Origin of the sequence: Halomonas litopenaei, assembly GCF_003045775.1 — a bacterium.
In the GTDB taxonomy this organism is placed as follows: Bacteria; Pseudomonadota; Gammaproteobacteria; order Pseudomonadales; family Halomonadaceae; genus Halomonas; species Halomonas litopenaei.
This window is the reverse complement of the sequence record NZ_PXNS01000004.1, coordinates 469,938-496,103: the sequence shown is the minus strand read 5'-3', so window position 1 is coordinate 496,103 and position 26,166 is coordinate 469,938. Positions and strand designations below refer to the sequence as shown.

The window sequence follows — 26,166 nt, the reverse complement described above, 5'->3', positions numbered from 1 at the left end:
CGTTGTCCGGCGGGGACCGCCACCCAGCCTAGACGATCCCGCGCTGGCGCAGCGCCCGACACTCGTCGGCACCGAAGCCGAGTTCGGCCAGTACCTCGTCGGTATGCTCGCCAAGCTGTGGCGCCGGTCGCTGGATCATCGCCGGGGCCTCGCGCATCTTCACCGGAAAGCCGGTGGTGGCGATCTGTCCGGCCTCGCCCTGATCCAGGGTCAGGCGCATGCGCTGGTCGATGATCTGGGGGTCATCGAAGGTCTCGCGCAGATCCTGCACTCGGCCACAGGGCACGCCGGCGGTGTTCAGGTGTTCGATCCAGTCGTCCACACTGCGCCGGCGCGTCACCTCGTTGAGGATCTCGCGCAGCGCCTCGCGGTGCGCCATGCGCTGGGCGTTGTCGGCGAAGCGCGGCTGCTCGAGCAGATCGACACGACCCAGCGCCTCCAGCAGACGACGCACCATGGTCTCGCTGCTGGGGGCGATGGCGACCTCGCCATCGCTGGCCTCGAACAGGCCGTAGGGGTAGAGCATGGGATGATCATTGCCGGTACGTCGGGGGACCTCGCCGGTGGCGAAGTACTCCGCCGCCAGATAGCCCAGCATCACCACCAGACCGTTGGTCAGGGCGGTCTCGAGAATCTCGCCCTGGCCGGTACGCTCGCGGCGCACCAGTGCCGCGCTGACCCCGAAGGCCAGGTTGAGGCTCGCCACCATGTCGCTGATCGGTGGCGCGGCGCGCATCGGCTCGCCCCCCTCGACCCCGTTGACGCCCATGAAGCCGCTCATGGCCTGGGCGACAAAATCGTAGGCGGGTCGGTCGCGGTAGGGCCCGGTGGATCCGAAGCCGTTGATCCGCCCCACCACCAGGCGCGGGAAGCGCTGCCTCAGGGTGTCGTCGTCGAGTCCCATCTTGGCCAGCACCCCGGGGCGGAAGTTCTCCACCAGCACGTCGGCGTCCTCGAGCAGGCGGTTCAGGATCTGGCGTCCCTCGGGCTCGCGCAGATTGAGGGTGATCGAGCGCTTGTTGCGGTTGAACTGGGCAAAATAGGCGCTGAAGCCGTTGACCATATTGCCCTGGCGGCGGACCACGTCGCCCTCCCCCGGGGTCTCGATCTTGATCACCTCGGCGCCGTGATCCCCCAGCATCTGGCTGGCGAAGGGGCCGGAGATCACCCGGGTCAGATCGATCACACGTATGCCGGCCAGGCTGCCCGGGGCAAGGCCGGTGGCGTCCTGGGTCGATGGCCGCGGGTCGTCGCTGTCATCCCTGCCGGGGCTAGCATCCATAGGTTTGCGTATCCGTCGGTATGTCTGTGGTGGTGTCGTCTGGTCTTGCCAGGTTCAGGGATCTGACTCAGCCCTTCGCGGTGGGCACCGCATCGGGCCGATGCAGCCTGAGCCGAGTGCCGGCCCGGGCCAGCTGGGAGCCCGGCGCACGTTCCAGTCGCCGCGCGGCAAGCCCCGCCACCTCGATCAAGGACTCCAGCGAGACGCCGGTGTCATATCCCAGCTCCTCGAGCAGGTAGATCAGCTCCTCAGTGGCCAGATTGCCGCTGGCACCGGGGGCGAAGGGACAGCCTCCAAGACCACCGACCGCACTTTCGTAGCGCGTGACGCCAAGCGACAGCCCCTGCATGACGTTGGCCAACGCCAGGCCCCGGGTATTGTGAAAGTGCAGGATCGGCCGCGCCGCTGGGGCCTGTTCGGCGATCTCACCCACCACCCGCGAGACCACGGCCGGCGTGGCCATGCCGGTGGTATCGCCAAGGGTGAGGTCATCGATACCCAGTTCGCCGAGGCGACGCGCCAGCTCACCGATGCGCCCGGCCGGCAGGTCACCCTCGAAGGGACAGCCGAAGGCCGTGGCGATGGCGCCCTGTACCTCGATACCGCTGCCGGACAGACGCTCGACGATATCGGCGAAACCGGCCAGGGAGGCGTCGATCGAGCGATTGACGTTACGCGCGTTGTGGGTCTCGGAAGCGGACACGAACAGCACCACACGATCGATGCCCACCTCCAGCGCGCGCTCGGCACCGCGCAGATTGGGCACCAGGGCGCTGAAGCGGGCATCCGCCAGCCCCTTGGCGGCGGCCACCAGTTCCGCGGCGTCGGCCAGCGCCGGTACCGCCCGGGGACTGACGAAAGACGTCAGCTCGAAGCGCCTGAGTCCGGCCCGGTGAAGCCCGTGCAGCAATTCGAGCTTGTGCTCGGTGGACAGCACCCGTGCCTCGTTCTGCAGGCCATCACGAAGCCCCACTTCGGTCAGTTCGATTCTGGCAGGTGCTCGCTGGGGCGGCGATGACGTCATGGCGAAGAAGTCCCTAAAAGTCGATATTTCACCAATATAGAGGCTATTGGCTCATGTTGGACATACGCCTTTTCGCTGAGACGTCCGTACGCTGACGGTGCCAGACCGCAGAGGTATTCCCCTTGACCGGTGATTTCCATAGAATTCACCACCCAAATCGTGATCCACAGCAATTTTTGTTGCGGACTCGCACATTATCGTGTTCTTCACACGTTTTTCTGTTCGCATGCCGCCTCCGTCCCGGGGCGCTTGATGTAGAGGCGTCGACGTTCGCCTTCCCACCCTGAAAAGGCCTGGTTTCATGCAATCCACTTCCTCCGACGGCTCGGCCGCCGACAAGGGCTTCTTTGGTCACCCCCGCGCCCTGGGGCCACTGTTCTTCACCGAGATGTGGGAGCGTTTTTCGTTCTACGGCATTCGCCCCATGCTGGTGCTGTTCATCGCCGCCTCGCTGTTCGACGGCGGGCTCGGCTTCGACCCCAAGACCGCCGCCGCCATCGTCGGCATCTACGGTGGCGCCATCTACCTGGCCGCGCTGCCCGGCGGCTGGCTTGCCGACAACTGGCTCGGCCAGCGCCGGGCGGTGTGGTACGGCTCCATCCTGATCGCCTTCGGTCACCTGTCCATCGCGCTGTCGGCCCTGCTCGGTGCCGTCGCCTTCTTTGTCGGGCTGATCTTCATCGTGCTCGGCACCGGGTTATTCAAGACCTGCATCTCGGTGATGGTCGGCAGCCTGTATGACGAAAGCGACGTGCGCCGCGACGGCGGCTTCGCCATCTTCTACATGGGCATCAACATCGGCAGCCTGTTCGCGCCGTTGTTCACCGGGCTGCTGATGGACTCGCTGGGCTGGCACTGGGGCTTCGCCATGGGCGGCCTTGGCATGCTGATCGCACTGCTGCTGTTTCGCCTGTGGGCGGTGCCCGCCATGCAGCGCGCCGACGCCGAGCGCGGCCGCGCCTCCACCTGGGACGCCCCGGCCCAGCGCCGTCGTCACGTCGGCCCCGTCGTGTCGCTGTGCCTGGCGCTGATCGCCGCCCTGGTGGCGCTGGTCGCTACCGGCGTGGTGACCATCGACGCCCGCGCGGTGGCCGAGGCCATGACCAGCGTGCTGATCGTCGCCTCGCTGGGCTTCTTTGCCTACCTGATGCTGTTCTCCGGACTCAGCGGTGACGAGCGTATTCGCGTCACCATCTGCTTTGTGCTGATCGTCGCCGCCGCCTTCTTCTGGGCCGCCTTCGAGCAGCAGCCCACCTCCTATAACCTGTTCGCGGCCAACTACACCGACCGCAACGTGATGGGCTGGGAGGTCCCCACCCTGTGGTTCCAGTCATTGAACCCGGTGTTCATCGTGCTGCTGGGCCCGCTGTTCGGCTGGCTGTGGCCGGCGCTCGGTCGGCGCCGACTGGAACCGGGCAGCCCGATGAAGTTCGTCCTCGGCCTGTTGCTGGCGGCCGGCGGCTTCGGCCTGATGGTGCTGGCGGCGCAACAGGTACTGACAGGCACAGGGCTGGTGTCACCCTGGTGGATCGTCGGCAGCATGCTGCTGTTGACCCTGGGCGAGCTGTGCCTGTCGCCGGTGGGGCTGTCCACCATGTCGGGGCTGTCGCCACGTCGCACCCAGGGCCAGTTGATGGGCCTGTGGTTCACCGGTGCCGCCCTCGGCAACCTGGTGGCGGGCCTGATCGGCGGTCACGTCAACGCCGAGGAGCTTCAGCAGTTGCCGGAACTGTTCGGACGGTCGGCCATCGCCCTGGTGATCTTCGCCGGGGTGCTGCTGTTGCTCGTGCCGGTGTTCAAGCGCATGCTGAAGCATCACCGTCTTATCGATCCGGCGGCCGCCCACCGCGCGGACGCCGAAGCCATTGTCAGAACAGGAGTCTGAGCATGACCTCAGCCAGTGCCGATACCGCTCGCCAACGCTTGAGCGATCTGCGCGAGGCGATGCGCCGCCACGCCATCGATGCCTGGTGGTTACCGTCCAGCGATCCGCACAACAGCGAATACCTGCCCGAGCACTGGGCCGGTCGCGAGTGGCTGTCCGGCTTCGACGGCTCGGTGGGTACCCTGGTGGTGACCCAGGACGAGGCCGGCCTGTGGGTCGACAGCCGCTACTTCGTGCAGGCCGAGGCACAACTCGCCGGCACCGGCATCAGCATGATGAAGCTGACCCAGGGCCAGGCCAGCGCACCGATGCAGTGGCTGGCCGAGCGTCTCGAGGCCGGCGACACCCTGGGCTACGACGCCCAGGTGGTGTCCCTGGCCCACGGCCGCCAGTTCGAGGACATCCTGGGTGAACGGGGCGTCGTCCTGCGCGGCGACAGCGACCTGCTTGACGAGATCTGGCGCGATCGCCCGAGCCTGCCTAGCGGGGCCATCGAACCCCACGCCGGCCGCTATCTGGACGAGACCCGGCGCCAGCGTCTGGACCGGGTACGCACGGCCATGGCCGAGCACCACGCCGACTGGCATCTGGTGTCGACGCTGGACGACATCGCCTGGCTGACCACCCTGCGCGGTGCCGACGTGGGCTTCAATCCGGTGTTCCTGTCCCACCTGCTGATCGGTCGCGCCACCGCCACCCTGTTCGTGGCACCGGGCAAGCTCGCTCCTGAACTGGTCGATGCGCTCAAGGCCGATGGTGTCGAGGTGGCCGACTACGCCGACTGGGCGGCGCGGCTGTCCGCCCTGCCGCGGGACGAACGGGTACTGATCGATCCGGCCCGGCTGACGCTGGGGACCCGCCAGGCCCTGCCGGACGAGATGACCGTGGTCGAAGCCTTCCAGCCCAGCACCCTGGCCAAGGGCATCAAGACAGCCCACGAGCTCGGCTTCGTGCGTCAGGCCATGGAAGCCGACGGCGCGGCCCTGTGTCGCTTCTTCGCCTGGCTGGAGGCCGCCTTCGCCGCCGGCGAACGGGTCACCGAGCTGGACGTCGAGGCCCGCCTGTACGAGGAACGCGCCAAGGACGAGGACTTCGTCTGCGAGAGCTTCAATACCATCGCCGCCTTCAACGCCAACGGTGCCCTGCCCCACTACCGCGCGACCCAGGAGGCCCATTCGGTGATCGAGGGCGACGGCCTGTTGCTGATCGACTCCGGCGGCCAGTACCGCGGTGGCACCACCGATATCACCCGCATGGTCCCGGTCGGCACCGTCAGTGAGGCTCAGCGCGAAGACTGCACCCTGGTGCTCAAGGGCATGATCGCACTGTCGCGGGCACGCTTCCCCGAGGGCATCGCCGCCTCGCGGCTGGACGCTCTGGCGCGGGCGCCGCTGTGGGCCACCGGCCGCGACTACGGTCACGGTACCGGCCACGGCGTGGGCTACTTCCTCAACGTCCACGAAGGTCCTCAGGTGATCAGCTCGGGCGCTTCCGTCGCCGAACATACCGCCATGCGCGAAGGCATGATCACCTCCAACGAGCCTGGGGTGTACCGTCCCGGCCAGTGGGGGGTGCGCATCGAGAACCTGGTGGCCAACCGCGCCGCGGCCCCCAGCGACTTCGGCGACTTCCTCGAGTTCGAGACCCTGACCCTGTGTCCCATCGACACCCGCTGCCTGAACCTGTTCACCCTGGATCAGGCCGAGATTGACTGGCTCAACGCCTACCACGACGAGGTCCGCCGCCGGCTGGCGCCGAGGCTCGACGGCCAGGCGCTGGCCTGGCTCGAAGCCCGCACCGAACCGCTGACGCTTGCCTGATAGCGGGCCTGCTGGTCGGCCGCAGATGCACAGGGGCCCCGCCATGGCGGGGCCCCTTTGCGTAGGCTGCCAGCGCCGTTACATGAACGGGTTCTTGACCACCGGGATGAACATCAAGCGGAAGTTCCAGTCCGCATCCCACTCATCACCGCGGATCACGCTGTGCTGGATCTCGGCGGCCAGGCGAACCGGGGTGCTGCCCATGCGGACCACGTTGGAATAGCCCAGGCCGATCGGGAAGTTGACCTTCTCGCCGCTGTCGGCCTCCCAGTTGATGCGCACGTTGGGTGTCATGCCCACCAGTTCGGTGCCGCTGAGCCGGTAGTTGAGGAAGTACTGCAGATCGGTCTGGCTGGTGTGCTCGCGGTCATCTTCTCCGGCGTAGGACCACCAGTGCTGAGCCAGCAGGCCCATGTTCCAGCCACCGGGATTGGGCGCCAGGCGCGCGATCAGAGCCGCCGGGCCGGCCTGGAACTTGCCCTGGCCCAGCACGTCATGCTCGGCGGTGGGGAAGATCTGGGTCAGCCCCAGGCCCCAGATGACGCCGTCGGCGCGGGCCGGACCAGCCAGGGTCACCAGGGCGGTGTCACCCAGGCCCTCGGTACGCCCGCGATGGGGGGCATTGCGGCTCCACTCGTCGGGATCGATGTCCAGCGGGCTGCCGCCCCGGGCCAGGGTACCGAAGCTCTCGTCCATCGGGCTCGAGTTGTACTGGAACACCGGGCGCACCACCAGGTTCCAGTTGTCGTCTGCCATCTCGAAGGGGAAGGACATGACCGGCTGGAACTTGAAGGAATTGGACCAGCGACCGTCGAAGTCGTCGCCGTCCAGGTGGGTATAGTCGTTCTGCATCCACAGCATCCAGGCCGATCCCACCGGGTTGGTAGTTTCCTTGGCGATGGCAGCAAGATCCTCGCTGCTGGCAGCGGGCTCACTGTTGGCCGGTACGGTGCGTGGCGAGGACCGCTCCTGGGCAAGCGAGAGGCTCGAGATGAAAACCAGCGACATGGCCACCAGGCCAAGCCGACGAGAGCGTGAAAGGTTCATGGGGTAGGCCTCAGAATCGTGACGCTACCCCCGACGCCGAGAGTAGCGGTGCAACGTCGCCACCACTCTAGGCCACCGATAACAGGCTGATGATATGCCCCTTGGGGTAGGCCGGTCCGGGCAGGCTGGTTAAACCAGTGCCCCCCGGACTCGCCGCCCCGGCCCGCTCAGACCTCCTGGTCTTCCGCCAGCGACGGCAGCAGCACCTTCAGCTTGCGGGTCAAGGTATTGCGCCCCCAGCCCAGCAGCTCGGCAGCCTCACCCTTGCGCCCGGCGGTGTGCTTGAGCGCGGTCTCGATAAGGATGCGCTCGAAGTCCGGCACCGCCTCCTCGAGCAGGTGGGTGTGGCCCGAGGCCAGGGCGCTGTCGGCCCAGGCGCGGAAGGCTTCACGCCAGTCCCCGCCGGCGGCGCTGTCATCACCGCCGCGCAGCTCCGGCGGCAGGTCCTCGACCAGGATCTCGCGCCCTGAGGCCATCACCGTCAGCCAGCGACAGGTGTTCTCGAGCTGACGCACGTTGCCCGGCCAGTCCACCCGGGTCAGGAACTCCTCGGCTTCGCGGGTCAGCACCTTGACGTCGGTGGACAGCTCCTTGGCCGCCTCGACCAGGAAGTGCCGCGCCAGCCGGGGAATATCCTCACGCCGCTGGGACAGCCTTGGCAGGTGCACGCGGATGACGTTGAGGCGGTGGAACAGGTCCTCACGAAAGCGGCCATCGGCGACCAGCGTCTCGAGGTCCTGGTGGGTCGCGGCGATGATGCGCACGTCCACCTTGACCGGCGTATGACCACCGACCCGATAGAACTCGCCGTCGGCCAGCACCCGCAACAGCCGGGTCTGGGTCTCCGACGGCATGTCACCGATCTCGTCGAGGAACAGGGTGCCGCCGTTGGCCTGCTCGAAGCGCCCCTGGCGACTGGCGCTGGCGCCGGTGAAGGCGCCCTTCTCGTGGCCAAACAGCTCCGACTCGATCAGATCCCGCGGGATCGCCGCCATGTTGAGGGCAATAAAGGGATTGGCGGCGCGGGGACTGTGCTGATGAAGCGCACGCGCCACGCGCTCCTTGCCGGTCCCGGACTCACCGTTGATCAACACCGTGATATGCGAGTGCGCCAGGCGCCCGATGGCCCGGAACACCTCCTGCATCGCCGGCGCCTCACCGATGATCTCGGCGTCGAGTCCTTCAGGCACGCTGACCGGCCGCTGGCGCTCGCGCACGTGGGCCACCGCGCGGCGCACCAGGGCCAGCGCCTCGTCCACGTCGAACGGCTTGGGCAGGTACTCGAAGGCTCCGCCCTGATAGGAAGCCACCGCACTGTCCAGGTCGGAATGGGCGGTCATCACGATGACCGGCAGGTCCGGGTGCACCTGGCGCACCTTGGCCATCAGATCGAGTCCGTCGATACCTGGCATGCGGATATCGGTGACCAGCACGTCGGGCGGCTCGGCCAGCAGTCGATCGAGGATACCGTCGGCCCGCTCGACCGCCTCGACCTCAAGGTCCGGCTGCGCCAGGGCGCGCTCGAGCACCCAGCGTATGGCCCGGTCGTCGTCGACGATCATTACACGAGCGGTATCAGTCATGACTCATCTCCAGGGGAATCAACAGACGGAATTCGGTGCGTCCGGGCTCGGACTCGCATTCGATCAGCCCTTCGTGCTGGTGCAGCACCGACTGGGCGATCGACAGCCCCAGGCCGCTGCCCTCGGCACGACCGGACACCATCGGATAGAACAGGGTCTCGCGCAGCGTCTCGGGGACGCCCGGGCCGTTGTCGATCACGCTGACGTCGCAGACCAGACGATGGCGCTGGGCGCCCAGGGTGAACTGGCGGCGTGCGCGAGTCCTCAGGGTCATCACCGGGTTCGGCGTCTCGGACTCGACCAGCGCCTGGACGGCGTTGCGGGCCACATTGAGCACCGCCTGGATCAACTGGGCTTCATCGCCGGTCAACTCTGGCAGGCTGGGATCATAGTCGCGCTCGATGCTCACCCGCGGCTGCTCGACCAATAGCAGCGCGCGTACCCGCTCCAGCACCCGGTGGATGTTCAGCGGCTCTCGCCGACTCACCCGGTTGGGCCCGAGCATGGAATCGACCAGATCCCGGAGCCGATCCACCTCTTCGATGATGATCCGGGTGTACTCCTTGAGCGCCGGCGTCTGCTCCAGGTCACGCTCGAGCAATTGCGCCGCGCCACGAATCCCCCCCAGGGGGTTCTTGACCTCGTGGGCCAGCCCCCGCGCCAGCACCTTCATGGTTTCCTGGCGCGACTGCAGCGCTTCCTCGCGGGAAATTCGCAACAGCCGATCCCGTGGTTCCATCTCCAGCAGCAGCTCGTCAGGCGACAGCGGCGTCACGGTGTAGTCCACCGTCAGGGGGTCTCCACCGGCGAGGACCAGCCGCGCCTCCCGCTGGGTATAGGGATGCTGCCCATCCCGGGCACGTATCAGCACCTCGGCGATATCATCCTCGCCGCTGAGCCAGTCGGTCAGCGCCACGCCGGCAACCCGACTGGCGCTGACCGCCAGCAGGGTCTCGGCCGCCGGGTTCATCCAGGTCGGTCGCAGCTCGCCGTCGAGCAGCATGACCGCAGTTGTGAGGTGTTCGATGATGCCAGGCGTCATGGGTCCATCCTGATGGGGCAAAGCGCCCACTCGATAGAGGCCGCCACGGCGCCAAGCCGGCATTCCATGGTGGCGGTCCAGGTCTCGGCCTCGAGCAGGCGTCAGACAACAACATTCAAAGCAAGAAGCGGGCCAGCCTTGGTGCCAGTGGCACACTCCCGCCGCGCAGGCGCCAGGACGGTGCTTTTGTCGAGGAGGCGGGTCACCGTCGGCGCACCTACGCACCATTTTAGTGCACCAACCTGGTGCAGGGCAGTCTCGCCTGGATCACTGTCCGCACAAGGCCCGCAGATCGCGGGTCAAGGCGGCGCAGGACGAAGGGGGTTGGCGGGAAGCAGGCGGCTTGCGCGCTGTACGTGGATGACGATATCGGCACTGCGTTGACGCACCTCTCCCGACGGGGCCAGCACCACCAGGCCCAGGCGATGCTCGCCACGCTCCAGATTGGTGAGCCACAGTGGGCCGATGCCGGTGACGCTGGTGGCGAGCACACCGTCGACCTCCAGGCCGAGGCGATCCCCCGTCGCCGGAGGCGGGCTGATCGCGGCCAGCACCTTCAATCTTCCCCCGGCCCCCGTGGGCAACACGCTGCCATCCGCCGGAGAGGCGATGGCCAGGACATCGTGGGGCTGGAAGACATCGGCGTCGCTATCCGGGCCTGCTACTGAAGGCGCCGTCGGCCTGGAGGGCGCCGCCACATCCAGCGCAGGGGCGCTGGACAACGGCGGCGGTGCCAGCGCGCGGGCGCCGACCGAGGGCGTATCGCTGTAGCGCACGACGCCGTCGGGACCGACACTGCGATAGATGGTGCTCGCCGGCACGGTTTCTGCCACCGGCAACGCCAGCCCGGACGCTGCCAGCAAGGCAATGGCCATCAGTGACGGTCGACTCGGCGACGAGGGAGCGCTCTCGCCCCTCTCCCGGCCTGCCCTGCGCGTCCACCGCTGCATCATCGTGATTGCCCTCGCCGACCTTCCCCTGACGAGGATGACGTCAGCCACGACCCGCGCCAAGGGGATCCCTTGCCCAGGCGCAAGGCCCGCGCAAAAAAAATCGGCCCCGCGATCATCGCGGGGCCGACGGAACGCACGAGGCGCTATGCCGATCAGCAGCTGTAGTACATGTCGAACTCGATCGGGTGGGTCGCCATGCGCAGGCGCTCGACGTCCTCGTTCTTGAGCTCGATGTAAGCGTCGATCATGTCGTCGGTGAAGACGCCACCTTCGGTCAGGAAGCTGCGGTCCTCGTCGAGGGCTGCCAGCGCCTGGTCGAGGCTCTCGGCCACGGTCGGGATGGCCTTGCCTTCTTCCGGCGGCAGGTCATAGAGGTTCTTGTCCATGGCGTCGCCGGGGTGGATCTTGTTCTTGATGCCGTCGATACCGGCCATCAGCATCGCCGCGAAGCACAGGTAGGGGTTGGCGGTCGGGTCGGGGAAACGCGCCTCGACACGCTTGCCCTTCGGGCTTGCGGTGTACGGGATACGGATGGAAGCAGAACGGTTACGGGCGCTGTAGGCCAGCATGACCGGCGCTTCGAAGCCCGGCACCAGACGCTTGTAGGAGTTGGTAGAAGCGTTGGTGAAGGCGTTCAGGGCGCGGGCGTGCTTGATGATACCGCCGATGTAGTAAAGCGCCATTTCAGACAGACCGGCGTACTCGTCACCGGCAAACTGGTTCTGGCCGTCCTTCCAGAATGACTGGTGGACGTGCATGCCGCTGCCGTTGTCGCCGACCAGCGGCTTGGGCATGAAGGTGGCGGTCTTGCCGTAGGCGTGAGCCACATTGTGGATCACGTACTTCATTTCCTGAACTTCGTCGGCCTTCTTGACCAGGGTGTTGAAGGCAACACCGATCTCGTTCTGGCCGGCGTTGGACACCTCGTGGTGGTGCACCTCGACCTTCTGACCGATGGCCTCGAGGGTGTTGCACATGGCACCGCGCATGTCATGGAAGCTGTCCACCGGCGGAACCGGGAAGTAGCCGCCCTTGACCCGCGGACGGTGACCGAGGTTGCCACCTTCGACGGCGCGGTCGGTGGACCAGGCACCCTCTTCGGAGCTGATCTTGTACATGGCGCCTTCGATATCGGCCTTCCAGTGCACCTCGTCGAAGATGAAGAACTCGGGCTCGGGGCCGAAGAAGGCGGTGTCGCCCAGGCCAGAGGACTGCAGGAAGGCCTCGGCGCGCTTGGCGATGGAGCGCGGATCCCGCTCGTAGCCCTGCATGGTGGCCGGCTCGATGATGTCGCAACGCAGGATCAGGGTCGCGTCTTCGGTGAAGGGGTCGAGGAAGCCGGTGCCGTCCTCCGGACGCAGGATCATGTCGGACTCGTTGATGCCCTTCCAGCCGTTGATGGAGGAACCATCGAACATCTGGCCATTCTCGAAGAACTCTTCGTCGACCTCGGCGGCCGGAATGGTGACGTGCTGCTCTTTACCGCGGGTATCGGTGAAGCGCAGGTCAACCCACTTCACATCATGTTCGTTGATCAGGGCGAGGGTCTTGTCTGACATGTGGTCCTCCAGAGTGGAACTTGTCTCGTGACTCGAGCGTTGCGCAACGGCGCCAATCCCATGTCACCGGTTTGAAACGGGGGATGATCCAGGGAACAAAAGGGGTACCGGGATCCTTTGTAGCACGCTCCCGGGACACTGCCCATGGCAACGTGCGCGACACGATGACACTGCCAACCACAATGCAGATTGCGTGCCAGCATTGCACCAGCATCGACCAAAAAAATCTCAACCCATTGTTTCACATCTTTTTTATCCAAACAGGCCCTTTGCGCCAGCTTAGGGCACAAAGGCCCACCGTCTACAGGAGTCGCCGCCTAATGCACCACAAGAGTGCAACAAAGGCTGCGATGCACCACTTTGGACCTTTGTGACAGGATCTATAAACTCTGCCGGGCCGATCGTGAGGTGTCAGTGGGCGCTGGAACCTTTCGCAACGCAAAGATACACTTTATTACGTTCGACTCCGACCGCCTCCCCTGCCGGCCGGCGTCACCCTCCTCGGAGTGTCGTCGTGAAAATCAGCTTGATCATTGATGTCCGACTTACCGGCAAGGAACTGCCTCGCCGGCTCGCGGAAGCACGCCAGCAGGTCGCCCTCTTCCAGGGAAGAGGCGAGATCCTCGTCATCGACGATGGCGATATGGCGCCACCACTACTGGGCGAACCGGGCGAACACGCCGTCGTCGGCTATCGCCAGGTGCGCAGCCGGCCCGCGCCCATGGGGCGGCGCCTCAACCTGGCCGCCTCCCACAGCAACGGACGCATGCTCGGCTTCTGCCTCGGCCCTCTGGACACCCACTGGGTCGAGCGAATGATGGCAGCCGCCTGCGATGATTCGCGCCCGGTGGTACGACCCGCTCGTCCCTGTCCGCTATCGCTGCTCAGCCTGCTGCGACGTACTCCGACCCGGGCCCTGGGCGTCGAACGTACCTGGTTCGATCGACTGGGAGGCTTCGACCCGTCGCTGGACTTGAGCGCGGTAGAGGACCTCGCCACTCGCCTCAAGGCCTGTCGCGCCAAGATGGTCGTGCAGCGCGCCTGAGCGTCAGATCGTCCTTTCTGCCGATTTCGCCTACTTTTTTCGCCTCGCAGGTGCTTGATAGTTCAGCATCTTGAGGATCGATGCCGAGATTGGCGCCAACAAGGCTGGTCGTTGTCATCGCCCAGGCCCTATAATGCTGCCCCACTTTTTCCAGCAGGATCCCGTCGTGATCGAGAATCTTCGCAACATCGCCATCATCGCTCACGTCGACCACGGCAAAACCACCCTGGTCGACAAGCTGTTGAGTCAGTCTGGCACTCTGGACCGCAAGGCCGAGGGTCAGGAGCGCATCATGGACTCCAATGACCAGGAGAAGGAACGCGGTATCACCATCCTGGCGAAGAACACGGCGATCCGCTGGAATTCTCCCGAGGGACAGGACTACCACATCAACATCGTCGACACCCCTGGACACGCCGACTTCGGCGGCGAGGTCGAGCGCGTGATGTCGATGGTGGACTCGGTACTGCTGCTGGTCGACGCCGTCGACGGCCCCATGCCGCAGACCCGCTTCGTCACCCAGAAGGCCTTCGATCAGGGCCTCAAGCCGATCGTGGTGGTCAACAAGATCGATCGCCCCGGCGCACGCCCGGACTGGGTCATCGACCAGATCTTCGATCTGTTCGACAACCTCGGCGCCAGCGACGAGCAGCTCGACTTCCCGATCATCTACTGCTCCGCCCTCAACGGCATCGCCGGTCCCGAGCCTGACCAGCTGTCTGACGACATGACGCCGATGTTCCAGTCCATCGTCGACATCGTCGAGCCGCCCAAGGTGGAACTCGACGGCCCGCTGCAGATGCAGATCTCGGCACTCGACTACTCCAGCTACGTCGGCGTCATTGGCCTTGGCCGCATCACCCGCGGCGCCATCTCGCCCAACCAGCAGGTGGTGGTCATCAACAAGGAAGGCCAGACCCGCAAGGGCAAGGTCGGCCAGGTCATGACCCACCTGGGTCTCGAGCGGGTACAGACCGAGCAGGCCACCGCCGGGGACATCGTCTGCATCACCGGCATCGACGACCTGGCGATCTCCGACACCATCTGTGATCCGGCCGCCGTCGAGGCGCTGCCGGCACTGACCGTCGACGAGCCCACCGTGTCCATGACCTTCCAGGTCAACGACTCACCGTTTGCCGGCAAGGACGGCAAGTTCGTCACCAGCCGCAACATTCGCGATCGTCTCGACCAGGAGCTGATCCACAACGTGGCGCTGCGTGTCGAGCAGGGCGAGTCCCCGGAGAAGTTCATCGTCTCCGGCCGCGGCGAGCTGCACCTGTCGGTGCTGATCGAGAGCATGCGTCGTGAAGGCTTCGAGCTGGCCGTGGGTCGTCCCGAGGTCATCATCCGTGAGATCGACGGCGAGAAGCAGGAGCCCTACGAAGAAGTCATCATCGACTGCGAAGAGCAGCACCAGGGCGCCATCATGGAAGAGCTCGGCTACCGCAAGGGCGAGCTCAAGAACATGAACCCGGACGGTAAGGGCCGGGTCCGCCTGGACTTCATCATCCCGGCGCGCGGCCTGATCGGCTTCCGTGGTCAGTTCCTGACCCTGACCTCCGGTACCGGCATCCTGACCAGCCGCTTCGACCACTACGGCCCGCTCAAGCCCGACGCCTCCATCGAGCGTCGCAACGGCGTGCTGGTGTCGATGGTTCCGGGCAAGGCCCTGGCCTACGCCCTGTACGCCCTGCAGGAGCGCGGCAAGCTGATCATCGACCACGGCACCGAGGTCTACGAAGGCATGCTGGTCGGCATCAACAACCGCGCCAACGACATGGTGGTCAACCCCACCAAGGGCAAGAAGCTCGACAACATGCGCGCCTCCGGCAACGACGAGAACATCGTGCTGACCCCGCCGGTACGCTTCACCCTGGAACAGGCCATCGAGTTCCTCGATGACGACGAGCTGGTCGAGATCACCCCGAACCATATCCGTCTGCGCAAGAAGTTCCTGACCGAGAACGAGCGCAAGCGCGCCACCAAGAAGTAAGCGCTGCGTTTCTCGCTTCATCGATGCCCGCCTCCTGGTGGGCATCGTTGTTTTGCGGTATAGACAATATCGATGCCCGGCTCTTCATGGCGGACATCGTTGTTTGCGGCCTCTCTAGCGATGCCCGGCTCTTCATGGCGGGCGTCGTCGTTTGTGGCCGTCGGGCATTGTCGTCTGCTTGGCGAGGCCCAGGCGCGGCCATGGCGCGACTTCAGTGGAACTTTCCGGGCCGAGCGCTGCCACAATTGATGCAGACTGATAACCGTTAGGGGTGAAGACGGCGACCGCCCTAGTTGCAGTCTATGCTAATGGGGCACCGTCATCCTTCGCGAACAAGGAGATACGCGAATGCACAAGCACGTCGAATGGGATGATCCCGGCGCTGACAGCGTTCAGCGCTACTTCGCCGACAAGCCCGACGAATACCCCACCGCCCACGTCGGCAGTATCATCGCCGGCCGCTACCATGGCTATTCGGTCAGGGTCAGGGTGGAAGCCAGGGTCGACGACGACACCGCCAGCATCGGCGACGTGGTCGCCCTGATCTCCGTGCGCACAGGCGAGCGCACCAAGAACATCGGCGACCTGTCGATCGGCGATACCGTGCGTCTTGGCGACGATCACCGCGCCCTGGCTCCCCACACCAGCAGCTGACGACGAGTTCCAGAACCCGCCAGTGACGGAAACCCGTCCCGCCAACGCCTGCTAAACGCATCGCCCCTAGTCAGGCGCCATGGTTGTATCGCAAAGTTGACATGTCAGACCGGGCCTCGGCCCGGTCAGCCATTACCGCGTCTCGACGCCGACATGTCGACGGAAGCCCCATGAGCAGCGATAACATCTGGACCCACAAAGGCACCTTCCTGCTGGCCGCGGTCGGCTCGGCGGTGGGCCTGGGTAACCTCTGGCGCTTTCCCTACCTGGCCGGCGAGCACGGTGGTGGCGCCTTTCTGCTGGTCTACGTGCTGTGCGTCTTTGCCGTCGGCATCCCGATTTTGATCGCCGAGATCATGCTTGGGCGCAACAGCCGGCGCTGCCCGATCATGGGCATGCGCTTTCTCACCCGTTGTCATCGCACCTCCCGCGCCTGGGAGACCATCGGCTGGCTCGGTGGCCTGTCCGCGCTGCTGATCCTGAGCTTCTACTCGGTGATCAGCGGCTGGGCGCTGCACTATCTTGGCGAGATGCTGACCGGGTCACTGCGCGACGCCGACGCCGCCATGCTGGCCGACAACTTTGCCAACCTGATCGCCTCGCCGCTGAAGCTGACGCTCTACCACACGCTGTTTCTCGCCATCTGCGCCTACATCGTCGCCCGGGGTGTCCATCGTGGGCTGGAGAGCGCCCTGCGCATCCTGATGCCGACCCTGCTGGTCATTCTGCTGGTGGTGCTGTTCTACGCCGCGACCAGCGGCGACATGGCGGCAGCCAGTCGCTTCATGCTGTCCTTCTCGCTGTCCGAGTTGAGCCTGGAAGGCTGGCTCGAGGCGATGGGGCAGTCGTTCTTCACGCTGAGTCTGGGGATGGGCGCGATCATGGCCTATGGCGCCTACATGCCCAGCGAGACCTCGCTGACGCTGACCGCCTTCGCCATCGCCCTGATCGACACCCTGGTGGCGGTAATCGCGGGGCTGGCGATCTTCGCCCTGGTGTTCGGCGCAGGACTTGCCGCCGACGAAGGGCCGGGGCTGATGTTCGTGTCACTGCCGCTGGCATTCTCGGTGATGCCTTCAGGCTCGCTGGTCGGCGCCATCTTCTTCGTGCTGGTACTGGGGGCCGCGATCAGCTCGGCGATCTCGCTGATCGAGCCGGTCGCGGCCTATCTGGTCGAGCGCTTCGACCTCAGTCGCGTACTGGCGGTGGCCCTGGTGTCGGTGCTGGCCTGGGGGCTGGGGCTCGCCACGGTGGCAAGTTTCAACGTCTGGGCCGAGGCCAGCCCCGTGCATGACGTGTTCGGTCGCAGCGCCTTCGCCGTGCTGGAACTGGTGACCCACATCACGCTGCCCCTGTGCGGTCTGCTGGTGGCGCTGTTCGCCGGCTGGTCGCTGACCCAGTCCGAATCGATGAAGGAAATGCACACCCGCTCCAGCTGGCTCAGGCTGTGGCGGTTTCTGGTGCGCTTCATCGCGCCGACCGGGGTCGCCTTCGTCTTTCTGCGTGCCCTGCCCTATGTCCAGGGCTACTGGCTGCCGACCATCGGTGCCTGCGTACTGGTAGGCGCCTTCGCCGCCTACCGGCTGATGGCCGAGCAGCACGCCGCCAGCGGCTGAGGGACGTCGGGAAGCCCGACAATCAAGACCGCAACGACACCAACAACACCAACGCAACAACGCAACAACGCAACAACGACAATAGACAACACGGCGGGACCCAAGATGTCAGCCATCATCGATGTACGACACGTCAACAAGGCCTTCGGCGGCCTTCACGTCATCAACGACTGTTCGATTCAGGTCGAGGAAGGCTCCGTCACCGGTCTGATCGGCCCCAACGGTGCGGGCAAGTCGACCCTGTTCAACATCATCGCAGGCGCCCTGCCGCTGGATTCCGGGCAGATCCTGCTGGACGGCGAGGACATCACCAATCGTCCGGCCAACGAGCTGTTTCACAAGGGCCTGTTGCGCACCTTCCAGATCGCCCACGAGTTCTCCCAGCTCACCGCCCTGGAAAACCTGATGATGGTGCCCCCGGACCAGCCCGGGGAGTCCCTGGCCAAGGCCTGGTTCGCGCCGAAGGCGGTGCGAGCACAGGAGGCCGAGGTCAAGCGCCGGGCCCAGGAGGTGATCGAGTTCATCGGGCTCAATCATGTGCGCAACGAGCTGGCAGGCAACCTCTCCGGTGGCCAGAAGAAGCTTCTGGAGCTCGGCCGCACCATGATGACCGACGCTCGGGTGGTGCTGCTCGACGAGATCGCCGCCGGGGTCAACCGCACCCTGCTGGGAGACCTGATCGGCAATATCGAACGGATGAACCGCGAGTTCGGCTACACCTTCCTGGTCATCGAGCACGACATGGACATGATCGCCAGGCTGTGCGATCCGGTGATCGTGCTGGCCCAGGGCTCGGTGATGGTCGAGGGCTCCATCGAGGAGATCCAGAACAACCCCGAGGTCATCGAAGCCTATTTCGGCGCCGGCGCGGCCTGACAGCGGCCCGGCAACAGACACCGCGCCACCCGGGGGCCCCTCCCGTTGCAGGCGCGGCGATAACAACAACCAGGGCGCGACAGGCGCTCTTATGCAGAGAACAGGACTATGCCTCTACTCGATGCACGCGAGGTGCACGGCGGCTATGGCGGCATGAACATCCTCAACGGGGTGGACATGGCCATCGAGGCCGACCAGATCGGCGTCATCGTCGGCCCCAACGGCGCCGGCAAGTCGACCATGCTCAAGGCCATCTTCGGCCAGTTGAACGTGACCCAGGGCGATATCCTGCTGCGCGGTGAACCGATCCAGAACCTACCCACCAACCGCCTGGTAGAACTGGGCATGGGCTTCGTGCCCCAGGAGCACAACGTCTTTCCCAGCCTGACGGTCAAGGAAAACCTCGAGATGGGGGCCTTCCTCAAGCCGGGCAACGTGAAACGCATGCTGTCCAAGGTCTACGAATTCTTCCCGCCCCTTCACGAAAAGCGTCATCAGCCCGCCGGCGAGCTGTCCGGTGGCCAGCGCCAGATGGTGGCCATGGGCCGGGCGTTGATGGCCGAACCCGAACTACTGCTGCTCGACGAGCCGACTGCAGGGCTGTCGCCCAAGTACATGTACGAGATCTTCGACCGGGTCAAGGAGGTCAACGCCGCCGGCGTCGGCATCCTGATGGTGGAGCAGAACGCCAAGCAGGCCCTGGCCATCGCCGACAAGGGCTTCGTGCTGGCCGCCGGCCAGAACCGCTTCACCGACACGGGGCAGGCGCTGCTTGCCGATCCTGACGTGGCCAAGAGCTTCCTCGGCGGCTGACGCCGAGTCCTAGCGCGGAGATATCGCCTTGAACGAATTCGTGTTCTTCATCAACAACGTGCTGATCGCCGGCAGCGTCACCGGGTCGATCTATGCCATCGGCGCGGTGGGCGTGACGCTGGTCTTCAGCATCATGCGCTTTGCCCACTTCGCCCACGCCGACATGATGACCTTCGGCGCCTTCATGGTGCTGCTGCTGGCGACGCTGTTCCCCCATGCCGGCGACGTCATCGGTGTGCCCACCGCCATCGTCATGCTGCCGCTGGCCATGGTGCTGACGGCGGCGCTGGCGGTGGGCATCGACAAGGCCTTCTACAAGCCGCTGCGTGCCCACGGCGTCAAGCCGATCGTGATGGTCATCGGCTCCCTCGGCGTGACCCTGATGCTGCAGGGCCTGATCCGGCTGTTCTCGGGCACCGGCGGCCAGAGCCTGTACGTCGATGACCGCAAGGAGATCTTCCGCCTGGCGCTGCCCTTCGAGGGCGCCCGGGTGCCGGTGGTGATCACCGAGCCGCAGATCTATCTGTTCGTGCTGACCCTGGTGGCGGTGATCGGGCTGCAGCTGTTTCTGTCGCGTACCCGGCTCGGCAAGGCCATGCGCGCCATGTCCGACAACCCAGACCTGGCCCGGGCGTCGGGCATCAACACCAACACCATCGTCGCCGTGACCTGGGTGATCGTCGGTGGCCTGGCCGCCATCGCTGGCACCCTGCTGTCGATGGACGTGACGTTCAAGCCGGACTTGAGCTTCCACCTGCTGCTGCCGATCTTCGCCGCCGCCATCGTCGGCGGTGTCGGCCACCCCTTCGGCGCCATCGCCGGCGGCTTCGTGGTGGGCTTCGCCGAGACCCTGGCGGTGTTCAACTGGCGGGTGCTGCTGCGGCCCTTCAGCGACAGCCTGCCCGAGTGGCTCGCGCTGCCCAGTAACCTGGCCTTCGTCGGCACCGAGTACAAGATCGTGGTGCCCTTCTTCATCCTCGTCGCCATCCTGGTGTGGCGCCCCACCGGCATCTTCAAGGGCAAGGTGATCTGATGACGACCAACAACTTTCATCGCCGCGACGACGCCAACACCGCGCCCCAGAGCCGCTTTCCGGTGCGCGAACTCAGCCTCTTGGTGGTCCTCGCCGTCGCCGTCGGCGCGGTCTACCTGGCCATGGGTTCGGCCTATTCGACACGCATGCTGGTGGAAGCCAGCTGCTACGCCATCCTGGCCCTGGGCCTGACCATCCAGTGGGGCTACGCCGGCCAGTTCAACGCAGGCGTCATGGGCTTCGTCGCCCTCGGCGGCTTCTGCGCCATGACCTTCAGCGTGCCGGTCAATCCGGCCTTCTGGGATAGCCCGCTGCCCGGTGAGCTGGCCAAGGTACTGGGGTATCTGGCCGTCGGTATCGCGCTGGTATTCGCGCTGTCGCGCATGACTCGCCTGGGCGTGCCGTCCTGGCTGCGCACCCTGATCACCGTGGTGATCGGCCTCGTCGTCTACATGGTGGTGATCAGCGAGCTGCGCGAGGTCACCGACGCCATCGAAAGCCAGATGGGCTTCATCGGTGGGTTCGGCCTGCCGGTGTGGGTCGGCTGGGTGGTCGGCGGAGCGCTGGCCGGCGGTATCGGCTACTTTATCGGCCACGTCTGCCTGGGGCTTCGCAGCGACTATCTGGCCATCGCCACCCTGGGCATCGCCGAGATCATCAAGGCCTTTCTCAAGAACTCTGACTGGCTGACCCGTGGCACCGCTACCGTGTCGCCGCTGCCGTGGCCGGTACCCGATCCCGGCGAGGTCGGCTTCACCCTGGCGCGGGCGCTCTATCTGTCGGTGACGGCGGTGATGATCCTGGGCATCTTCTTTTTGCTCAACCGAGCCTACAACGCCCCCTGGGGCCGCATGATCCGGGCGATTCGCGACAACGAGGTGTCATCTGCCGCCATGGGCAAGGACATCAATCGCCGCCGGCTCGAGATCTTCGTGCTGGGCTGCGTGCTGATGGGCCTCGGCGGCGCGGCACTCGGCAGCTTCAACAGCATCTTCGACCCCAACGGCTACCTGCCGCTCAACCACACCTTCCTGGTGCTGGTGATGGTCATCCTGGGTGGGCCGGGCAACAATCTCGGTACCCTGTTCGGCGCGGTGGCGGTGTACATCATCTGGATCATGTCAGAGCCGCTGGCGCTCTACGTGATGGAGTTGATCGCCCACTTCGGCCAGGCCAGCTTCGGCTGGGAGCTACCCAGCAACCTGGAAAGCCGAGCCCTGCAGGCCAGGGTATTCGTCATCGGGCTGTTGATCACGGTGGTGCTGCGCGTCGCCCCCAAAGGGCTGCTGCCGGAGAAGGTCAAGCACCATGACTGAGGCGTGTCCGTCGACACCGCTACTGCGGACAGTGCCTGACGCCGGTCGTCGTCACTGATGGTCTCATCCTGGCGGCCCAGGGTCGCCAGGGCCCGCCTCTCACGCCTCTTGCCCCATCACTGGCCATCTCGCACGACATCGCCAGCTCGACGCCAATGACAGGCCCCTACCAACGATAAAGCCCCCAGCCAGATGGCCGGGGGCTTTCCTTGAGCGCCTCTGTTGCGAGCATTGGCGCGGTCATTGGGCGGAGGCGACCGCCCGGATGCGTTGTCGTCCGTCGACGACTCGCCTTACTTTACGTCATGGCGGCTATTCAACAAAGCCCTTGCCGGTAAAAGTGCCGTTTTCCACGGCCATTTCCTGTACCACACCAGGCACATCGCCGTTGTCGTCGAAGTCCTGGGTACCGGAGGCGCCTTCATAGTTGATCTCGGTCCCCGCTGCGATCAGCTCCACCGCCTTCTCCCACTCACCGGGCAGGATGACCTCACCGGGGGGAGAGGACACGCTGCGCAGCGCCTCAGACACACCCTCGCGCTCGGCACTGCCGTTCTGCTGGATGGCCAGCCCCAGCAGGAAGGCCGCATCGTAGGCCTGGGCGGCGAATACGGCGGTGGGGTCGATGTCGGCGTTGTTGGCAAGTTCAGTGAAGATCTCGGTGCCGGGAAGGTCCGGGCTGCCCGGACGGGTGGCGATCATGCCGTCGAGCACGTCGGCGCCGATGGCCTCGACCAGGCTGTCGCCGACCATGCCATCGGCCCCCACGTACTGGGTGAACATGCCGCTCTCGTAGGCCTGGCGCACCACCGTCTGGCCGGAGGTATCGGCGTAGGCGAGTACCACCAGGGTCTGGGCGCCGGTGGCCGACAGGGTGCCGAGTTCGCTGCGGTAGTCGGCGCGGTTGTCCTCGTGGGCGAGGTTTTCCAGCACGCTGCCGCCGCCGTCCTCGAAGGCCGAGCTGAAGGCGTCGGACAGGCCGCGTCCGTAGTCGTTGTTGACGTAGGTGACGGCGACTTCCTCGATGCCCTTGTCGATCAGCAACTTGGCCAGCATCTCGCCCTGGAAGGCATCGGAGGGCACGGTGCGGAACACCAGGTCATTGTCGTCGAGGTCGGTGACCGCCGGCGCCGTGGAGGCCGGAGACACCATGGTCACGCCACCCGGAATCGCCGCGTTGTTGGCCGCGGCGATGGTGGCACCGGTACACAGCGCGCCAACGATGGCGGTGACCTGCTCGGTGTTGACCATGCGGTCAGCCGCGTTGGACGCCGCCGAAGCGTCGCCGCAGGTGGTGTCGCCGGTCGGCATCACCACGTCCTGGCCATCGAGGATGCCACCCTGGTTGTTGATATGGTCAACCGCCAGCTGGGCGCCGTCGTAGATCGGCGGCGTCAGGCTCTCGATCCCCCCGGTGAAGCCGCCGAGAAATCCGATCTTGACCTCTGCGTGGGCCATGGAGCCGACCGCCAGGGTGGTTGCAGCCACGGCGGTCGCCAGTACGCGCTTTTTCATGATTGTTGGTCTCGCTCTGGTTGTCCTGAGATGAAGCCGAGACGAGCGCGGTCAGCCGCGGCTCGCCCACTCGATCTTCATACCCCCAATCTGGAAGGCCGCCGGGGAAAACTCAAGTCCCCGCCGCCAACGCTAGGCCGGCTGGATGCAACAAGACGGGGTTCAGGACTGGCGTCTGTGGCCAGGCTTCTATACTCAGCACAGGCCCTGCCATCTGGCGGGGCCAACGCCCCTCACTCGCCAAGGAGCACACCATGTCTCGTTGCGCCCTGCTCGCCCCTGCCCTGATCGGTCTCGGCTCTGTTCTCGCCAGCGCCGGCGCCATGGCCGGACAAAACGTTGACTACCAGGTGGACGGTGAAGCCTTCCAGGGCTATTTCGCCCCCGCCACGTCCTCTTCCAAGGGCAGCGTGCTGATCATCCACGACTGGGATGGCCTCACCGACTATGAAAGAAAGCGTGCCGACATGCTCGCCGAGGCGGGCTACGACGCCTTCGCCGTGGACCTCTACGGCGCCGGCAACCGCCCCGAGGAGATCGACGCGCGCAAGGCCGAGATGGCGGTGCTCTACGATGACCGTGAACGCATGCGCCGGCTGACCCTGGCGGGGCTGACCCAGGCCCGTGAACAGGGCGCCGGCGAAGACACCGTGGTGATGGGCTACTGCTTCGGTGGCGCCGTGGTGCTGGAGATGGCCCGCGCCAACGCCGACGAAGGTGTGCGTGGTTTCGCTACCTTCCACGGCGGCCTCGGCACACCGGAAGGCCAGGGCTACTCCGCCGATACGCCACCGATCCTGGTCGCCCACGGTGGTGCCGACGCCTCCATCGGCATGGACCAGGTGGCGGCGCTGTCCGAGGAGCTGGAGGCGGCTGGCGCCCCCTACGAGATCCAGGTCTACTCCGGTGCTCCCCACGCCTTCACGGTATTCGGCAGCGATCGCTACCAGGCTCGGGCCGACCAGGCCTCCTGGGCGGCCTTCCACCAGCTGCTGCGGCGCGCCCTGGAACAGCAGGATCAGGGCTGAACCGCTAGCGTCGTCAACAGCCCGGCCACCTGGAAGCCGCTCCCAGGTGGCCTCTGAGCACCAGAAGGTGTGCAACGGATGAAAACACCGAGGCAGATTATTCGGTAGAATCCGCCTCCATCGTGCCGATCGCCCATTCGATAGCAGCCAACGAGAACATTTTGCTGACTATCGATGGGTGTCGCGTCTTCCCACCTTGCACGGCAGGCCATCCACCCTGTCCTTCTGGAGCCTCCCCATGTCCACCCCCGATCGTTCCCCCGGCCTGTGGCGCCGTATCCCGCTATGGCAGAAGATCCTGGTCGGCCTCGCCCTGGGTGTCCTCGTCGGCACCCTGATGGGCGAAAGCGCCAGCGTGTTCAAGCCCATCGGTGACATCTTCATCAGCGCCATCAAGATGCTGATCGTGCCGCTGGTGTTCTCTACCCTGGTGGTCGGTATCACCGCCATGCGTGACCCCCAGAAGATGGGCCGCATCGGCGCGCGGACCATCGCGCTGTATCTGGTGACCACCGCCTTCGCCATCGCCATCGGCCTGGCCGCCTCCTGGCTGTTTCAGCCTGGCGTTGGCCTCGACATGACCTTCGAGGCCAACCCAGACGCGGCCAAGGAAGCCCCAAGCCTAGTGCAGATCGTGGTCGGCCTGGTGCCCCAGAACCCGGTGGACGCCCTGGCCAGCGGCAATATCCTGCAGATCATCGTGTTCGCCATTGGCCTCGGTGTCTCGCTGACCCTGATCGGCGAGAAGGGCGAGCCGGTGGTCAAGGTGTTCGAAAGCTTCGCCGAGGCCATGGTCAAGCTGACCAGCCTGGTGATGGCGCTGGCGCCCTTCGGCGTGTTCGGTCTGATCGCCCACGTCGCCGGCAGCTACGGCGCCGAGGTGCTGCTGCCCCTGGTCAAGGTGATCGGCGTGGCCTACCTGGCCAGCGTCGTCCACGTGCTGGTGGTCTACTCCGGTCTGCTGTCGCTGCTCGGTCGTCTCAATCCGGTGCGCTACCTGCAGGGCATCCTCGATGCCCTGGTGGTGGCCTATTCGTCGGCGTCCTCGTCCGGCACCCTGCCGGTCTCGCTGCGCTGCGCGACGAAGAACCTCGGCGTGTCCGAGGGGGTCGCCGGCTTCGTGCTGCCGGTGGGCGCCACCATCAACATGGACGGCACCGCCATCTATCAGGGGGTGGTGGCGGTATTCATCGCCCAGTTGATCGGCGTCGACCTGAGCCTGGCCGACTACGGCATGATCATCGTCACCGGCACCCTGGCTTCCATCGGCACCGCCGGTGTCCCGGGCGCCGGCCTGGTGATGCTGTCCATCGTCATGGCCCAGATCGGCCTGCCGCTGGAAGCCCTGGCGGTGGTCGCCGGCGTCGATCGCATCCTCGACATGGCCCGTACCAGCGTCAACGTGGCCGGAGACCTGATGGTCACCACCCTGGTCGGCAAGAGCGAAGGCGAACTCGACGAGAACGTCTACAACGCCGCCAACAAGACCTGACCAGCACCCCGAGCCCCTGCCAGACGACAATGCCCCGGCCAGTTGGCCGGGGCATTGTCGTTCAGGGTTCCGCCAGCATCATCGCTTTCAGCTGTGGCCCTGTTGCTCCTGGCTTGCCGTCTCGCGGGCGTCGAAGTCGGCATCCTGCGTGGCACCAGCGTGTTCAGCCGCGCAGTAGGTGGTGTGATGATTGGCGCAAGGCCCTTCTGCAGGGGCCAGCGGCTCAGCCAGCTTGGCAATCTTGCCGTCGACAACACCTGCCTGAGCGGACAGCGGCAGGGCCAAGAGGGCCAATACGAGCAGCGCGTTTCTGGTCTTCATGTTGTGTCTCCTGAGATGGCCGGTAAGGCTCTCTGGCAGCATACAACTTCGCAGACTAATAAAGTGAAACGCTCTGTGGGAGTCTCGCCAGGAATTGTCGAGAAGGGTAGCGAATCGTGTAAAAACTGAACGATATCAATATATTAAAATTCATCCAAGACACCTCGACGGCCACCTCTACGACGCCATGCCAAGCGCAGAACTGCTACGCTGAGGGGATATCCACCCATGTCAGCGACCCGGCGCCAGCCGCTTCGATCGCAGGGAGC

At 65.5% G+C, this 26,166-nt stretch carries 21 protein-coding genes; 12 read left to right on the top strand and 9 right to left on the bottom strand.

The annotated features are described in order from the left end of the window. Positions 1 to 28: 28 nt before the first annotated feature. A complete protein-coding gene (locus C6W88_RS08700) occupies positions 29 to 1,282 on the bottom strand; it encodes a CaiB/BaiF CoA transferase family protein (RefSeq protein WP_108132166.1) in 1,254 nt (417 codons plus the stop codon). Between the two features lie 67 nt (positions 1,283 to 1,349). Beyond that, positions 1,350 to 2,306 (bottom strand): hydroxymethylglutaryl-CoA lyase, encoded by a 957-nt coding sequence (locus C6W88_RS08695; protein WP_045992380.1) that lies wholly within the window; start codon positions 2,304 to 2,306, stop codon positions 1,350 to 1,352. Positions 2,307 to 2,607: 301 nt separating this feature from the next. On the opposite strand from C6W88_RS08695, the gene C6W88_RS08690 reads away from it, so the two are divergent. Then, positions 2,608 to 4,191 (top strand): peptide MFS transporter, encoded by a 1,584-nt coding sequence (locus tag C6W88_RS08690; protein WP_108132165.1) that lies wholly within the window; start codon positions 2,608 to 2,610, stop codon positions 4,189 to 4,191. Positions 4,192 to 4,193: 2 nt separating this feature from the next. Further along, positions 4,194 to 6,011 (top strand): aminopeptidase P family protein, encoded by a 1,818-nt coding sequence (locus C6W88_RS08685; RefSeq protein WP_108132164.1) that lies wholly within the window; start codon positions 4,194 to 4,196, stop codon positions 6,009 to 6,011. Between the two features lie 78 nt (positions 6,012 to 6,089). On the opposite strand, the gene C6W88_RS08680 is transcribed toward C6W88_RS08685, so the two are convergent. From C6W88_RS08680 to glnA, 5 genes are all read right to left on the bottom strand, one after another. After that, the gene (locus C6W88_RS08680) at positions 6,090 to 7,058 is read right to left on the bottom strand and encodes a hypothetical protein (protein ID WP_052704321.1); all 969 of its coding nucleotides are present in this window, start codon (positions 7,056 to 7,058) and stop codon (positions 6,090 to 6,092) included. Between the two features lie 167 nt (positions 7,059 to 7,225). Next, positions 7,226 to 8,641: a nitrogen regulation protein NR(I) gene (gene ntrC / locus C6W88_RS08675; RefSeq protein ID WP_045992383.1), complete on the bottom strand. Its 1,416-nt coding sequence runs from the start codon at positions 8,639 to 8,641 to the stop codon at positions 7,226 to 7,228. Then, positions 8,634 to 9,683 (bottom strand): nitrogen regulation protein NR(II), encoded by a 1,050-nt coding sequence (glnL, locus tag C6W88_RS08670; RefSeq protein ID WP_045992384.1) that lies wholly within the window; start codon positions 9,681 to 9,683, stop codon positions 8,634 to 8,636. The genes ntrC and glnL overlap by 8 nt, the downstream gene beginning before the upstream one ends. Positions 9,684 to 9,982: 299 nt before the next feature. Continuing rightward, positions 9,983 to 10,558 (bottom strand): DUF4124 domain-containing protein, encoded by a 576-nt coding sequence (locus tag C6W88_RS08665; protein WP_181248608.1) that lies wholly within the window; start codon positions 10,556 to 10,558, stop codon positions 9,983 to 9,985. A 230-nt stretch (positions 10,559 to 10,788) separates the two neighbouring features. Next, on the bottom strand, positions 10,789 to 12,195 hold the full coding sequence (gene glnA, locus C6W88_RS08660; RefSeq protein ID WP_108132162.1) for a glutamate--ammonia ligase: 1,407 nt from the start codon (positions 12,193 to 12,195) through the stop codon (positions 10,789 to 10,791). Positions 12,196 to 12,709: 514 nt separating this feature from the next. On the opposite strand from glnA, the gene C6W88_RS08655 reads away from it, so the two are divergent. The 8 genes from C6W88_RS08655 to C6W88_RS08620 all read left to right on the top strand — a co-directional run bounded on the left by C6W88_RS08655 (position 12,710) and on the right by C6W88_RS08620 (position 21,541). Continuing rightward, positions 12,710 to 13,240: a glycosyltransferase family 2 protein gene (locus tag C6W88_RS08655; RefSeq protein WP_045992387.1), complete on the top strand. Its 531-nt coding sequence runs from the start codon at positions 12,710 to 12,712 to the stop codon at positions 13,238 to 13,240. A gap of 166 nt (positions 13,241 to 13,406) precedes the next feature. After that, positions 13,407 to 15,233 carry a translational GTPase TypA gene (gene typA / locus C6W88_RS08650; RefSeq protein ID WP_197037093.1) on the top strand — a complete coding sequence of 609 codons (1,827 nt, stop codon included), beginning with the start codon at positions 13,407 to 13,409 and terminating at the stop codon, positions 15,231 to 15,233. Between the two features lie 348 nt (positions 15,234 to 15,581). Beyond that, a complete protein-coding gene (locus C6W88_RS08645) occupies positions 15,582 to 15,887 on the top strand; it encodes a hypothetical protein (RefSeq protein ID WP_108132161.1) in 306 nt (101 codons plus the stop codon). 170 nt (positions 15,888 to 16,057) lie between these two features. Further along, the gene (locus C6W88_RS08640; protein ID WP_045992390.1) at positions 16,058 to 17,503 is read left to right on the top strand and encodes a sodium-dependent transporter; all 1,446 of its coding nucleotides are present in this window, start codon (positions 16,058 to 16,060) and stop codon (positions 17,501 to 17,503) included. Positions 17,504 to 17,608: 105 nt separating this feature from the next. Further along, positions 17,609 to 18,379 carry an ABC transporter ATP-binding protein gene (locus tag C6W88_RS08635; protein WP_045992391.1) on the top strand — a complete coding sequence of 257 codons (771 nt, stop codon included), beginning with the start codon at positions 17,609 to 17,611 and terminating at the stop codon, positions 18,377 to 18,379. Between the two features lie 108 nt (positions 18,380 to 18,487). Next, complete coding sequence (locus tag C6W88_RS08630) at positions 18,488 to 19,192, top strand: ABC transporter ATP-binding protein (RefSeq protein WP_045992392.1); 705 nt, start codon at positions 18,488 to 18,490, stop codon at positions 19,190 to 19,192. Positions 19,193 to 19,220: 28 nt separating this feature from the next. Further along, entirely contained in the window at positions 19,221 to 20,225 is a 1,005-nt protein-coding gene (locus C6W88_RS08625) for a branched-chain amino acid ABC transporter permease (RefSeq protein WP_108132160.1), read from the top strand. Continuing rightward, positions 20,225 to 21,541 (top strand): branched-chain amino acid ABC transporter permease, encoded by a 1,317-nt coding sequence (locus C6W88_RS08620; RefSeq protein ID WP_108132159.1) that lies wholly within the window; start codon positions 20,225 to 20,227, stop codon positions 21,539 to 21,541. The genes C6W88_RS08625 and C6W88_RS08620 overlap by 1 nt, the downstream gene beginning before the upstream one ends. 312 nt (positions 21,542 to 21,853) lie before the next feature. Here the strand turns inward: C6W88_RS08620 and C6W88_RS08615 are convergent, their stop codons facing one another. After that, positions 21,854 to 23,059: an ABC transporter substrate-binding protein gene (locus tag C6W88_RS08615; RefSeq protein WP_045992395.1), complete on the bottom strand. Its 1,206-nt coding sequence runs from the start codon at positions 23,057 to 23,059 to the stop codon at positions 21,854 to 21,856. 251 nt (positions 23,060 to 23,310) lie between these two features. On the opposite strand from C6W88_RS08615, the gene C6W88_RS08610 reads away from it, so the two are divergent. Both C6W88_RS08610 and C6W88_RS08605 read left to right on the top strand, forming a co-directional pair. Next, complete coding sequence (locus tag C6W88_RS08610; protein WP_108132158.1) at positions 23,311 to 24,084, top strand: dienelactone hydrolase family protein; 774 nt, start codon at positions 23,311 to 23,313, stop codon at positions 24,082 to 24,084. Positions 24,085 to 24,322: 238 nt separating this feature from the next. Continuing rightward, the gene (locus C6W88_RS08605) at positions 24,323 to 25,576 is read left to right on the top strand and encodes a dicarboxylate/amino acid:cation symporter (RefSeq protein WP_045992397.1); all 1,254 of its coding nucleotides are present in this window, start codon (positions 24,323 to 24,325) and stop codon (positions 25,574 to 25,576) included. An 87-nt stretch (positions 25,577 to 25,663) separates the two neighbouring features. On the opposite strand, the gene C6W88_RS08600 is transcribed toward C6W88_RS08605, so the two are convergent. Then, positions 25,664 to 25,897, bottom strand: a complete 234-nt coding sequence (locus C6W88_RS08600; protein WP_045992398.1) for a hypothetical protein — start codon at positions 25,895 to 25,897, stop codon at positions 25,664 to 25,666. Between the last annotated feature and the right edge of the window lie 269 nt (positions 25,898 to 26,166).